Below are 11,201 nucleotides of genomic sequence, written 5' to 3' on the forward strand. Positions count from 1 at the left end.
GCGGCTCGTGCGTAGGTCCACTAGGGTTCCGTCTGCGGCAACGCAGGGTCTGGTCCGAGAGTGGGCCGGCCTCGCCAGAGGCTCCACGGAGGGACAAAAGCCCGGGAGAACGACGTCAGATCGGTTCTCCTGCGCCCATCCCTCACCCATCGGAGCGTCATCATGAAACTGGCAGGTCTTCTCTCTCCCTCCACCAGCGGTCCGGCTTCTTCCACGTCCGGGTCCTGGCTGCGCCGTCTGATCAAGCCCGCCGTGGGCGCGGCCCTCACCGTGGCGGCCGCAGCGGCCATCGCCGCGCCCACCAGCATGAAGATCGCCACCGTGGTGTGGATCGGCTACGGCCCCTTCTACGTGGCCGACGCGCTCGACCTCTACAAGAAATACAACCTCAAGGTCTCGCTGCAGGTCTTCACCGACCCGGCGCTGATCCCGCCCGCCATCGCTTCGGGCGCGGTCGACGGCGGCATGCTCACCTACGACCAGGTGGTCGGCCAGGTCGCCGCGGGCAAGGCCATGAAGGTCGTGATGCCCATCGACTACTCCAACGGCGGCGACGCCATCGTGGCCGACGCCTCGATCAAGTCCGTCAAGGACTTCAAGGGCAAGAAGGTCGGCTACAACCCGCTGTCGCCGAGCGACTTCCTGCTGTCGTACGCGCTCAAGATCAACGGCATGGGCGAGAAGGACATCAGCCCCGTGAGCATGACGCCCGAGGCGGTGCCCGCGGCCATGGCCTCGGGCCAGCTGCCGGTGGGCGTGACCTACGAGCCCAGCCTGTCGCAGATCCTGAGCCAGGGCGGCGGCAAGAAGTTCAAGGTGGTGTTCTCCTCCAAGGACGCGCCCGGCCTGATCGCCGACGTGCTGGTGTTCGACGAGAAGGCCATCAAGGCCAAGCCCGCCGAGATCACCGGCATCATCAAGGCCTACCTCGACGGCATGGCGTTCATGAAGGCCAAGCCCGACGAGGCCGCCAAGATCATCGGCAAGTTCATGGGCGTGTCCGCCAAGGAAGTGAAAGAGCAGCTCGGCGGCGTCTACAACATCCCGCTGGCCGAGATGCCCAAGGCCTTCGTGCCCGCCAAGGAGACCACCTCCTACTACGCCAGCGGCGAGGTGATCGGCCAGCTGCTCAAGGCCAAGGGCCAGATCACCACGGTCCCGCCCACCGAGGCCACCATGGACGCCTCGCTGGTCAAGGCCCTGGTCAAGTAAACCCGCCCCGCCCGCCCGCGCGCACCGCTGCCCCCGGGCGGTGCGCGGCGGCGGTGCGGCGCGCCACGAGCCCCTTGCCATGACGCAAGCCCTGTTCCGCCACGCCGACGGCGTGCTGCCCAACACCCTGGCGCTGGCCATCACCGTGACCGGCTGGCCGCTGGGCATCTGGCTGCTGGGCCAGCCGAACGCCGCGCTCAATGTGGCCGGCGTGCTGCTGGTCACGCTCACGCTCACCTGGTCGGCCTACTTCATCCACGAGTTCGCCCACCAGGCCATCTTCCGCACGCCGCAGGCCAACGAGCGCTGGGGCGTGTTCATGAGCTGGATCAACGGCAGCTGCTACGCGCGCTTCGCCGACCTGCGCCGCAAGCACATGCGCCACCACATCGAGCGCGCCGACGTCATCACCTTCGACGTGCAGGCCTTTCTGCGCGCGCACCCACTGGTGCGCCGCACGGTGCTGGCGCTCGAATGGCTGTACGTGCCCGCGGTCGAGTTCGTCATGCGCGGCTACGTGATCGCCCTGCCCTTCCTGGACGCGCGCAAGCGCGACGCGCGCGGCCGTGTCGTCGGCGTGGCCGTGGTGCGCCTGACGGCCTGGGGCCTGCTGGCCTGGTGGTCGCTCAAGGCGCTGGCGCTGTACGCGCTGGCCTACCTGCTGTTCGTGCACCTGCTGCGCTTTGCCGACTGCTTCCAGCACACCTACGACGCCTACCCCATCCTCGACGACAAGCCCATCCCGCAGGACAAGCTGCGCGACCGCGCCTACGAGCAGGCCAACACCTACAGCGACGTGGTCGGCCTGGACGCGAAGTGGCTCAACCTCGTGTGGCTCAACTTCGGCTTTCACAACGCGCACCACGAGCGCCCGGTCGCGCCCTGGTACAGCCTGCCGCGCCTGCACCGCGAGCTCTATGGCGACACCAGCACGCAGGTGGTGACGGTCGGCGAACTGCTGCGCGCCTACCACCGCCACCGCGTCACGCGCGTGCTGGCCAAGGACTACGGCGCCGTGCTGCCCCCGGGCACGCCGCGCCGCGCCGACGGCTTCATCGGCGCTGTGGGCGTGTCCTTCCTGACTGCCGTATGACGGCGGTGCGCTATGGCCTGGAGGGCCGCACGGTGCTGCTCACCGGCGCGGCCGGCGGCATCGGTCAGGCGCTGGCGCGCGCCTTCGCGGCCCAGGGTTGCCGGCTGCTGCTGCTCGATCGCGAGGCCGCGCCGCTGCAGGCGCTGTGCGAGGCCTTGGCGCCCCTGACCGAGGTGCACGCCGCGGTCTGCGAGCTCGGCAACGACGCCGCCGTGGCCGCGCTGGCGCGCGACCTGGGCGCGCGCTGGGGCCGGCTCGACGTGCTGGTGCACAACGCCGGCACCGAGTACCCGACGCCGCTCGACGACACCGCGCCCGACGCCAACGCGCGCTGGGCCGCGCTGCTCGACAACAACGTCACCGGCATGCTGCGCCTCACGCGCGCGCTGCTGCCGCTGCTGCCGCGCGGCGCGAGCGTGATCTGCCAGTCCTCGATCTGGGGCCGCATCGGCGTGGCCGGCTTCAGCGCCTACAGCGCGAGCAAACACGCGGTCGTGGGCCTCACGCGCTCGCTGGCGCTCGAGCTCGGCCCGCGCGGCATCCGCGTCAACGCGGTCTGTCCGGGCTGGGTGCGCACCGCCGCGGCCATGCGCTCGCTCGCGGCGATGGCGGCCGAACAGGGGCGCCCCGAGGCCGAGGTCGAGCGCGATCTGCTCGCGCGCCAAGCCGTGCCGGTGATGCTCGCGCCCGAAGACCTGGCCGGCGTCTTCCTGTTCCTGGCCAGCGAGGGCGCGGCCGCGCTCACCGGCCAAAGCCTGAGCGCGAGCCACGGCGAGGTGATGGCATGAGCATCGGTGTCTCGCTGCAAGGCCGTACCGCCCTGGTCACCGGCGCCGCCACCGGCATCGGCCGCGCCTGCGCGCTGCGACTGGCCGAGGCCGGCGCGGTGGTGTGGATCAACCACCTGGGCCAGGCCGAGGCCGCAGCCGCCCTGGTGCAGGCCATCGCTGCCGCGGGCGGCCATGCGCAGGCGATCGAGGCCGACGTGGCCGACGCCGCCGCGGTGCAGCGCATGGCCGACCGCGTGGGCGGCGTCGACGTGCTCGTCAACAACGCCGGCGTGATCCTCGAGAAGCCCTTTCTTGAGACGACCGAGGCCGACTGGGACCGCGTGCTCGGTGTCGACCTCAGGGCCGTGTTCCTGGTCTGCCGCGCGCTGCTGCCCGGCATGCTGGCGCGCGGCGGCGGCAGCGTCGTCAACATCGCCTCCGACCTCGGCCTGCTCGGCCGCGAAGGGTACGCGCCCTACTGCGCGGCCAAGGCCGGCGTGATCGCCCTCACCAAGTCGCTCGCGCGCGAGTTCGCGCCCCAGCGGGTGCGCGCCAACGCGGTCGCGCCCGGGCCGGTGGCCACGGCCATGGTCTCGCTCGAACACATGAGCGCCGAGTGGGTGGAGAAAGAACTCGCCATTCCGCAGCACCGGCTGGCCGACCCCGCCGAGATCGCCGACACGGTGCTCTTCCTCGCGAGCGACCTGTCGCGCTTCTACACCGGCCAGGTGCTGGGCCCCAACGGCGGCTCGGCCATGCCCTGAGCCCGATCCGACCCCACCCGACCCATGCCCCTGCTGCCCGACCACCCCACCGAGCGCACGGCCACCGGCGTGCTGCTGTTCTCGGCCTCGCTCTGGGGCCTGAGCTGGATGCCGCTCAAGGCCTTCTTCGCGCAAGGCCTGCCCGGCCCGGTGGTGTCGCTGCTCACCTACGGCTGCGTGGGCGTGCTCGCGCTCTGGCTGCTCTGGCGCGACCGCGCCGCCTGGCGCGTGCAATGGGGCCTGGTGCTGGCGCTGGTGGCCGTGGGCGGCTGGGCCAACACCTCGTTCGTCAACGCCATCATGCTCGGCGACGTGGCGCGGGTGATGTTCCTGTTCTACCTGTCGCCGGTGTGGTCGGTGCTGGGCGGCTGGCTGTTCCTGCGCGAGCACATCCCGCCGGTGCGCTGGGCCGCCGTGGGCGTGGCCGTGGTCGGCCTGTGGCTGGTGCTCGGCGCCGACGCGGGCGCCGCCGCCGCCGGGCTGGGCTGGACCGACGCACTCGCCTTGTCGGCCGGCCTGGCCTTCGCGGCCAACAACATCATCGCGCGCGCGGCGCACCGCGTGCCGCTGCGCACCAAGACCTTCGCGGTCTTCATCGGCTGCGGCCTGCTGTCGGCGCTCGCCGCGGCGCTCACCGGCGGCGAACGCCCCGCCATCGGCCCCGGCCTGTGGCTGGCGCTGCTGGCCTACGGCTTCGGCTGGATGCTGCTGGCCACCGTCACCTGGCAGTACGGCGTGAGCCATCTGCCCAGCAGCCGCGCCGGCATGGTGTTGCTGGCCGAGCTGCTGGTCTCGGTGGGCACCGCCGTGGCCTTCGGCGGCGAACAACTTTCCCCCATGGCCTGGGCCGGCGGCGCGCTGATCGCCGTCGCCGCCCTGGGCGAAGCCCTGTTTCCACCGGCCCCCGTGGCCACCACCGGAGTGCACACCCCATGAGCTCCCCCGCCACCGTCTGGATGAACCAGCTGTCCTGGGTCGAGTACCAGCAGCGCATCCGCCGCGACCACCCGCCCGTGCTGATGCCCGTGGGCGCGCTGGAGCAGCACGGCCCGCACCTGCCGCTGGGCACGGACGGCCTGCTCGCCGCCGCGGTCGCGGCCGACACCGCGGCGCGCGTGGGCGGCCTGGTCGCGCCCACGCTGAGCTACGGCTACAAGTCGCAGCCCAAGTGCGGCGGCGGCCAGCACTTCTGCGGCACCACCAGCGTGGACGCGGCCACGCTGATCGGCCAGGTGCGCGACGCGGTGCGCGAGTTCGCGCGCCACGGCGTGGACAAGCTCGTGGTGGTCAACGGCCACTACGAGAACCAGTGGTTCCTGATCGAGGGCATCGACCTCGGTCTGCGCGACGCGCGCGCCGCCGACCCGGCCTGCGCGCTGCAGGTGATGCGCCTGGAGTACTGGGACTTCATGACACCCGAGACCCTGGGCCATGTGTTCCCCGAGGGCTTCCCGGGCTTCGCGCTCGAACACGCGGCGGTGCTGGAGACCTCGATGATGCTGCACCACCACCCGTCGCTGGTGCGCATGGACCTGCTGCCCGACGACGGCCCGGCCGACTTCCCGCCCTACGACATGTATCCGCCGCGCACCGACTGGGTGCCGGCCTCGGGCGTGCTCTCGTCGGCGCGCGGCGCCGACGCCGCCAAGGGCCGCCTGCTCGCCGAGGAGGTCGCGCGCCGCATGGCCGAGGCCATCGCCACCGGCTTCAGCCGGCCCGCGCCATGACGCCCGACGCCATCGCCCCCGACGCCGCGACCACCGCGCTGCTGGTGATCGACATGCAGCGCGACTTCTGCAGCCCCGGCGGTTACGCGGACCAGGCCGGCCTGGACATCGCGCGCATGCGCGCCGTGGTGGCGCAGGTGCAGCGGCTGCTGGCCGCGGCGCGCGGCGCGGGCCTGCCCGTGGTGCACACCCGCGAGGGCCACCTGCCCGACCTCAGCGACTGCCCGCCCGCCAAGCTCGCGCGCAGCATCGCGGCGGGCGCGCCCATCGGCAGTGCCGGGCCGCTGGGCCGGCTGCTGGTGCGCGGCGAACAAGGCCACGACTTCGTGCCCGAGCTGCGCCCGCTGGCCGGCGAACACGTGATCGACAAGCCCGGCTACGGCGCCTTCCACCGCACCACGCTGGGCCCGCTGCTCGAGGCCCTGGGCGTGCGCCGCCTGATCCTCTGCGGCGTGACCACCGAAGTCTGCGTGCACTCCACGCTGCGCGAGGCGGTGGACCGCGGCTTCGAATGCCTCACCGTGGGCGACGCCACCGCCGCGAGCCGGCCCGCGCTGCAGGCCCCGGCGCTGGCCATGATCGGCGTCGAGGGCGGCATCTTCGGCGGCCTGTGCGACACCGAGACCTGCGTGGCCGCGCTCGACGCCCTGCCACGCGCGCGCCGGGAGGTGGCGTGAACGTGCACTGGACCGACCTGCCCCCGCCGGCCGAGCCCGTGCCCGCGCGCTACCACGGCGTGTGGCGCCGCACCCTGCTCGAAACGCCCGAGGGCCGCGACACCTCCACGGCGGTGCACTGGCTGCAGACCGCGGGCTGGCACGCCGACCTGCGCGTGCCCAGGGGCATCGACCCCGCCACGCCCGCCGGCCGCGCACAACTGCAGGGCTTCTGCGGCCTCACGCGCATCACGCCGGCGCAGGCCGGCCAGCCCGAGGTCTGCACCTGGCAGCGCGAATGGGACGTGCAGCCGCCGCGCAGCACGCCCGACGCCGGGTACATGGTGTTCGAGACCGCGGACCGCGTGATCGAGACCGGCGTGCACGGCCGCTACCTCGAGGTCTGGGAGCGCCTGCCCGGCTCCAGCGGCCCCAGCCGGGCGCAGGCGGCCCACGACGCGCAGGGCCGGCCCACGGGCTGGCTGCGCTTCATCGCCGGCGGCTACCAGATGCGGGTGCGCCCGCGCCGCGCGCCCTGGCCCGCCGACACCCGGCCCGACGAAACCCTGGCCGATCTGGTGCAGCGCCACCCCAAGGCGGCGGCCGGTCTGCTCGACTTCGAGCTGGTGTTCGAAACCCTGCCGGGCCCGGCCCCGGCCTTTCCCTGAGCCGCCCATGCTGCCCACCGCCACCGGCGACTGGTTCCACTTCCGCGACCTCGGCGACGGCCTCACGCTGATCAGCGAGCCGCACGTCATTCCCTTTCTTCGCTGCAACATCTGGCACATCCGCGGCCGCGCGCTCGACCTGGTGGTGGACACCGGCCTGGGGGTGAGCAGCCTCTACGCGGCCTCGCGCCACCTGTTCGGCCAGCGCGTGGCCGCGCTCGCCACCCACGTGCACCTGGACCACGTGGGCGGCCACCACGAGTTCGCCGAGTGCTGGTGCCACCGCCTCGAAGCGCCCGGCCTGCGCGGCGCCGACCCGGCCTTCACGCTGGGCGACGTGAGCCTCGCGCAACTGGCCATCGACGCGCCCGGCTACGACACGCAGGGCCCCGCGCTCACCGCCCTGCCCGCGCCCGACTACGACCTGTCGGCCTGGCAGATCCGCCAGGCCACGGTCACGCGCGAGCTGGAGGACGGCGACGTGATCGACCTCGGCAACCGCCACTTCGAGGTGCTGCACCTGCCCGGCCACTCGCCGGGCAGCATCGGCCTGTGGGAGGCCGCCACCGGCACGCTGTTCTCGGGCGACGCGGTCTACGACGGCCCGCTGCTCGACGCCCTGCCGCACTCCGACCGCGCGGCCTACGCGCGCACCATGGAGCGGCTACTGGCGCTGCCGGTGCACGTGGTGCACGCCGGCCACGACCCGAGCTTTGGCCGCGCGCGCCTGCACCAACTGGTGCGCGACTGGCTGGCGCGCCAGGACAGCGGCCCGCACCCAGCGCCTGGCATCAAACCTGCTTTGACCTGAGCACAGAGAGGCGTGCACACCAAACCGGTGCGTCGCCACCTTGATGACCGCTAGGGTTCCGGGCCGGTGCGCCACACACCGGCCGCCTGGTCCGAGAGCGGTCGGCCACGATCGCGTGGCTCCACGGAGGGACAAAAGCCCGGGAGAAGCAGGCACGCCGCCGCAACGGCCGTGCACGCCTCTCTGGCCTTTGTTCCCACCGCACCGGAGCCCGCGCATGTCTTCTTCGCCCCCTTCGCTGCCCGCCGCGGCGGCCCCGCTGGCGCCGCTGCCGCGGCGTCCGCTCTCGGCCCTGTGGACGGTTCGCGCGCCGATCGGCCGGCGCAGCTTCTGGCTGCTGGCCCTGCTCGGTCTGACCACACCGCTGCTGGCCTGGGCCGCGCTGGCCGCCTGGGGCGGGCTGGACCCGACCTTCCTGCCCTCGCCCGCCGCGGTGCTCGCCAAGACCTGGGCCTGGCTGACCGAGGGCGGCCTGATCGACGACATGGCCATCAGCACCTACCGCGTGGTCGCGGGCTTCGTGCTCTCGGCCGTGATCGCGCTGCCGCTGGGCCTGTTCATCGGCTCGTTCCGCGCGGTGCAGGCGCTGCTGGAGCCGCTGACCGATTTCGTGCGCTACATGCCGGCCGTGGCCTTCATCCCGCTGGTGATGCTGTGGGTGGGCATCGACGAGAGCTCCAAGATCGCGATCATCTTCATCGGCACCTTCTTCCAGATGGTGCTCATGGTCGCCGAGGACGTGCGCCGCGTGCCGGCCGCGCAGGTCGAGGCGGCGCAGACCATGGGCGCGAACCGCCGCGAGCTGATCGAGAAGGTGATCTTCCCCAGCGCCAAGCCGGCCCTGCTCGACACGCTGCGCGTGACCATGGGCTGGGCCTGGACCTACCTGGTGGTGGCCGAGCTGGTGGCCGCGAACTCGGGCCTGGGCTTCGCCATCCTGCGCGCGCAGCGCTTCCTGCAGACCGACACCATCTTCGCCGGGATCATCGTCATCGGCCTCATCGGCCTGCTGACCGACCAGGCCTTCCGCTGGCTGCACCGGCGCGCTTTCCCCTGGCTCTACCTGAAAGGCTGAGGCCCATGAACACCCCCAAGGTCAGCATCCGCGCGCTGAGCAAGCGCTTCGAGGGCGCCAGCGTGAACGCGCTGCAGCAGATCGACCTCGACATCGCAGCCAACGAGTTCGTCACCTTCGTGGGCGCCTCGGGCTGCGGCAAGAGCACGCTGCTGCGCACCATCGGCGGGCTGGAAACGCACAGCAGCGGCGAACTGCTGGTGGACGGCCGCCCCGTGACCGGCCCCGACGTGGACCGCGCCATGGTGTTCCAGCACTACAGCCTCTACCCCTGGATGTCGGTGATCGAGAACATCCGGTTCTGCCGCCAGCTCGCCGCGCACACGCGCCAGCGCAGCTCGGCCGATGTGGAAGCCGCCTCGGGCCGCGCCGATGCGCTGCTGCGCCTCATGGGCCTGGAGGCCTCGGCGCAGGCCTGGCCCAACCAGCTCTCGGGCGGCATGCAGCAGCGCGTGGCGATCGCGCGCGCGCTCATGGGCCGCCCCGGCATGCTGCTGATGGACGAGCCCTTCGGCGCGCTCGACGCGCAGACGCGCGAGGTCATGCACGACCTGATCCGCCACGTGCACCGGCTGGAGAAGGCCACCATCGTCTTCGTCACCCACGACGTCGAAGAGGCCATCTACCTCGGCGGGCGCGTGGTGCTGATGGCGCCGCGCCCCGGCCGCATCGACACCATCTACGAGGTGCCCTTCGGCGACCGCCGCGACCAGGACCTCAAGCACGCGCCCGAGTTCCTGCGCCTCAAGCGCGAGATCCTCGAACGCATCCGCGAAACCTCGGGCATGAAGACCGACCTCGAACAGCTGCAGCGGCTGTCGGGCCTGGCCGAGTCCGCCTGAACCCCATCCCCGGAGACCCGTCATGTCCGCAACCCCGCAAGCCAGCCCCTGGACCGAGCCGCACGTGCCCGTGCCCGACAACCCGCCGCCGTCCGCGCCGGTGGACGCCCCCGCGCTGTGGCAGCGCTTTCCGGCCGCGGCGCTGGCCGGCGTGGACACCGCGCGCGCCATGTGGAGCGAGACCGTGCCCGGCGGCGGCCACTGGAGCTGGCGCATGCCGCGCGGCAGCGCCATCCGCTTCGTCGCGCTCGAAGACGGCCCCAACGTGAGCGTGGTGCTCTATTCGGCGCTCGAAAAACTGGAGCGCTACAACATGCCCGACAGCCTCAAGGCACAGCACACCGCGCACTACCGCGCGGGCCATGTGCTCATGAGCGACATGGGCCGCAGCCTGGCCAGCATCACCGCCGACAGCCTGGGCTGGCACGACCCGCTGGGCGCGCTGCTCGACAACGCGCGCATGGCCGCCAAGTACGGCGAGCGCCGTTATGCCGACGCGCGCAACGCCATGTACCGCTCGGGCCAGGACGGGCTGTTGATCGAGATCGGCAAGCACGGCCTGGGCAAGCGCGACCTGATCGCGCCGGTCAACCTGTTCAGCAAGGTCGCGGTCGACGAAGAGGGCCGCTTCCGGTTCGCGAGCGATCACGCCAAGGCGGGCGACTTCGTCGAGCTGCGCTTCGACATGGACGTGATCCTGGCCATCAGCACCGCGCCGCACGCGCTCGACCCCAAGCCGGTGTACGCGCCGGCCAAGGTGGGCCTGCTGGCCTGGCGCTGCGGCCCGGCCCCGGCCAACGACCCCTGCCGCGCCTTCCGCCCCGAGAACGCGCGCGCCCTGCACAACAGCGACCAGCTGTACCTGTGAGCGAGGAGAGCCCCATGACCACCGCCACCGCCTTCCGCGTGCAACACAGCGCGCTCGACCCGGCGAATGCCGTGCTCGACCAGCACCACCCCGCGGGCGAGCCCATCCTGTTCCCGCTCGCGGCCGGCCAGACGCTGCGCATCGTCGACCTCGAAGGCAACCAGGCCGCCGACGTGCTGTTCTACAACCGCGACGACCCGGCCGAGCACTACAGCGCCACCGACACCCTGCTGCACCAGGGCGGCATCTACCTCACCACCGGCTCGGTGATCCGCAGCAACGAGGGCCGGCCCATGCTCACCATCGTGGCCGACACCTGCGGCCGCCACGACACCCTGGGCGGCGCCTGCGCGGCCGAGAGCAACACCGTGCGCTACGCGCTGCAGAAGAAGTTCATGCACAGCTGCCGCGACAACTACCTGATCGCGCTGCAGCACGCCGACATCGGCCTGGGCAAGCGCGATCTGGTGCCCAACATCAACTTCTTCATGAACGTGCCGGTCACCGAGGCGGGCGAACTCACCTTCGCCGACGGCGTCTCGGGCCCGGGCAAGTACGTGGAGCTGCGCGCCGAGATGAACCTGTGGGTGCTGATCAGCAACTGCCCGCAGCTCAACAACCCCTGCAACGCCTACCACCCGACGCCGATCCGCCTGCTGGTCTGGGACCCGGCCTGATCCCCACGGCGGCGGGACGACCCGTCCGTTGTTCTCGA

At 72.1% G+C, this 11,201-nt stretch carries 13 protein-coding genes and 2 riboswitches; all 13 genes read left to right on the plus strand.

Going from position 1 to position 11,201, the window contains the following annotated elements; genetic code table 11:
• Positions 1 to 9 precede the first annotated feature (9 nt).
• Positions 10 to 110, plus strand: a riboswitch (guanidine-I (ykkC/yxkD leader).
• Between the two features lie 52 nt (positions 111 to 162).
• On the plus strand, positions 163 to 1,212 hold the full coding sequence (locus G9Q37_RS08970) for an ABC transporter substrate-binding protein (protein ID WP_166226866.1): 1,050 nt from the start codon (positions 163 to 165) through the stop codon (positions 1,210 to 1,212).
• A 79-nt stretch (positions 1,213 to 1,291) separates the two neighbouring features.
• Entirely contained in the window at positions 1,292 to 2,305 is a 1,014-nt protein-coding gene (locus tag G9Q37_RS08975; RefSeq protein WP_166226867.1) for a fatty acid desaturase, read from the plus strand.
• Positions 2,302 to 3,093: an SDR family NAD(P)-dependent oxidoreductase gene (locus tag G9Q37_RS08980; protein ID WP_166226868.1), complete on the plus strand. Its 792-nt coding sequence runs from the start codon at positions 2,302 to 2,304 to the stop codon at positions 3,091 to 3,093. The genes G9Q37_RS08975 and G9Q37_RS08980 overlap by 4 nt, the downstream gene beginning before the upstream one ends.
• Positions 3,090 to 3,839 carry an SDR family NAD(P)-dependent oxidoreductase gene (locus tag G9Q37_RS08985; RefSeq protein ID WP_240936576.1) on the plus strand — a complete coding sequence of 250 codons (750 nt, stop codon included), beginning with the start codon at positions 3,090 to 3,092 and terminating at the stop codon, positions 3,837 to 3,839. The genes G9Q37_RS08980 and G9Q37_RS08985 overlap by 4 nt, the downstream gene beginning before the upstream one ends.
• Before the next feature lie 24 nt (positions 3,840 to 3,863).
• Positions 3,864 to 4,775: a DMT family transporter gene (locus G9Q37_RS08990; RefSeq protein ID WP_166226869.1), complete on the plus strand. Its 912-nt coding sequence runs from the start codon at positions 3,864 to 3,866 to the stop codon at positions 4,773 to 4,775.
• Positions 4,772 to 5,566, plus strand: coding sequence for a creatininase (locus G9Q37_RS08995; protein ID WP_166226870.1), 795 nt, complete (start codon positions 4,772 to 4,774; stop codon positions 5,564 to 5,566). Before G9Q37_RS08990 ends, G9Q37_RS08995 begins: the two co-directional genes overlap by 4 nt.
• Positions 5,563 to 6,243 carry a cysteine hydrolase family protein gene (locus G9Q37_RS09000; RefSeq protein WP_166226871.1) on the plus strand — a complete coding sequence of 227 codons (681 nt, stop codon included), beginning with the start codon at positions 5,563 to 5,565 and terminating at the stop codon, positions 6,241 to 6,243. The genes G9Q37_RS08995 and G9Q37_RS09000 overlap by 4 nt, the downstream gene beginning before the upstream one ends.
• The gene (locus G9Q37_RS09005; protein ID WP_166226872.1) at positions 6,240 to 6,890 is read left to right on the plus strand and encodes a hypothetical protein; all 651 of its coding nucleotides are present in this window, start codon (positions 6,240 to 6,242) and stop codon (positions 6,888 to 6,890) included. The genes G9Q37_RS09000 and G9Q37_RS09005 overlap by 4 nt, the downstream gene beginning before the upstream one ends.
• A 7-nt stretch (positions 6,891 to 6,897) precedes the next feature.
• Positions 6,898 to 7,701 (plus strand): MBL fold metallo-hydrolase, encoded by an 804-nt coding sequence (locus G9Q37_RS09010; RefSeq protein WP_166226873.1) that lies wholly within the window; start codon positions 6,898 to 6,900, stop codon positions 7,699 to 7,701.
• A gap of 39 nt (positions 7,702 to 7,740) precedes the next feature.
• Positions 7,741 to 7,849: riboswitch (guanidine-I (ykkC/yxkD leader) on the plus strand.
• 69 nt (positions 7,850 to 7,918) lie between these two features.
• Positions 7,919 to 8,776 (plus strand): ABC transporter permease, encoded by an 858-nt coding sequence (locus G9Q37_RS09015; RefSeq protein WP_166226874.1) that lies wholly within the window; start codon positions 7,919 to 7,921, stop codon positions 8,774 to 8,776.
• Positions 8,777 to 8,781: 5 nt separating this feature from the next.
• Positions 8,782 to 9,618 (plus strand): ABC transporter ATP-binding protein, encoded by an 837-nt coding sequence (locus G9Q37_RS09020; protein ID WP_166226875.1) that lies wholly within the window; start codon positions 8,782 to 8,784, stop codon positions 9,616 to 9,618.
• A 22-nt stretch (positions 9,619 to 9,640) separates the two neighbouring features.
• Positions 9,641 to 10,486 (plus strand): urea amidolyase associated protein UAAP1, encoded by an 846-nt coding sequence (locus G9Q37_RS09025; protein ID WP_166226876.1) that lies wholly within the window; start codon positions 9,641 to 9,643, stop codon positions 10,484 to 10,486.
• A gap of 14 nt (positions 10,487 to 10,500) precedes the next feature.
• The gene (locus tag G9Q37_RS09030; protein ID WP_166226877.1) at positions 10,501 to 11,163 is read left to right on the plus strand and encodes an urea amidolyase associated protein UAAP2; all 663 of its coding nucleotides are present in this window, start codon (positions 10,501 to 10,503) and stop codon (positions 11,161 to 11,163) included.
• Positions 11,164 to 11,201: the final 38 nt, after the last annotated feature.

Origin of the sequence: Hydrogenophaga crocea (assembly GCF_011388215.1) — a bacterium.
Taxonomy (GTDB): domain Bacteria; phylum Pseudomonadota; class Gammaproteobacteria; order Burkholderiales; family Burkholderiaceae_C; genus Hydrogenophaga; species Hydrogenophaga crocea.

Bases quoted from the DNA above. Each gene is read 5' to 3' on its own strand.
- G9Q37_RS08970 (WP_166226866.1), top strand. From the start codon at position 163: ATGAAACTGGCAGGTCTTCTCTCTCCCTCCACCAGCGGTCCGGCTTCT.
- G9Q37_RS08975 (WP_166226867.1), top strand. From the start codon at position 1,292: ATGACGCAAGCCCTGTTCCGCCACGCCGACGGCGTGCTGCCCAACACC.
- G9Q37_RS08980 (WP_166226868.1), top strand. From the start codon at position 2,302: ATGACGGCGGTGCGCTATGGCCTGGAGGGCCGCACGGTGCTGCTCACC.
- G9Q37_RS08985 (WP_240936576.1), top strand. From the start codon at position 3,090: ATGAGCATCGGTGTCTCGCTGCAAGGCCGTACCGCCCTGGTCACCGGC.
- G9Q37_RS08990 (WP_166226869.1), top strand. From the start codon at position 3,864: ATGCCCCTGCTGCCCGACCACCCCACCGAGCGCACGGCCACCGGCGTG.
- G9Q37_RS08995 (WP_166226870.1), top strand. From the start codon at position 4,772: ATGAGCTCCCCCGCCACCGTCTGGATGAACCAGCTGTCCTGGGTCGAG.
- G9Q37_RS09000 (WP_166226871.1), top strand. From the start codon at position 5,563: ATGACGCCCGACGCCATCGCCCCCGACGCCGCGACCACCGCGCTGCTG.
- G9Q37_RS09010 (WP_166226873.1), top strand. From the start codon at position 6,898: ATGCTGCCCACCGCCACCGGCGACTGGTTCCACTTCCGCGACCTCGGC.
- G9Q37_RS09015 (WP_166226874.1), top strand. From the start codon at position 7,919: ATGTCTTCTTCGCCCCCTTCGCTGCCCGCCGCGGCGGCCCCGCTGGCG.
- G9Q37_RS09020 (WP_166226875.1), top strand. From the start codon at position 8,782: ATGAACACCCCCAAGGTCAGCATCCGCGCGCTGAGCAAGCGCTTCGAG.
- G9Q37_RS09025 (WP_166226876.1), top strand. From the start codon at position 9,641: ATGTCCGCAACCCCGCAAGCCAGCCCCTGGACCGAGCCGCACGTGCCC.
- G9Q37_RS09030 (WP_166226877.1), top strand. From the start codon at position 10,501: ATGACCACCGCCACCGCCTTCCGCGTGCAACACAGCGCGCTCGACCCG.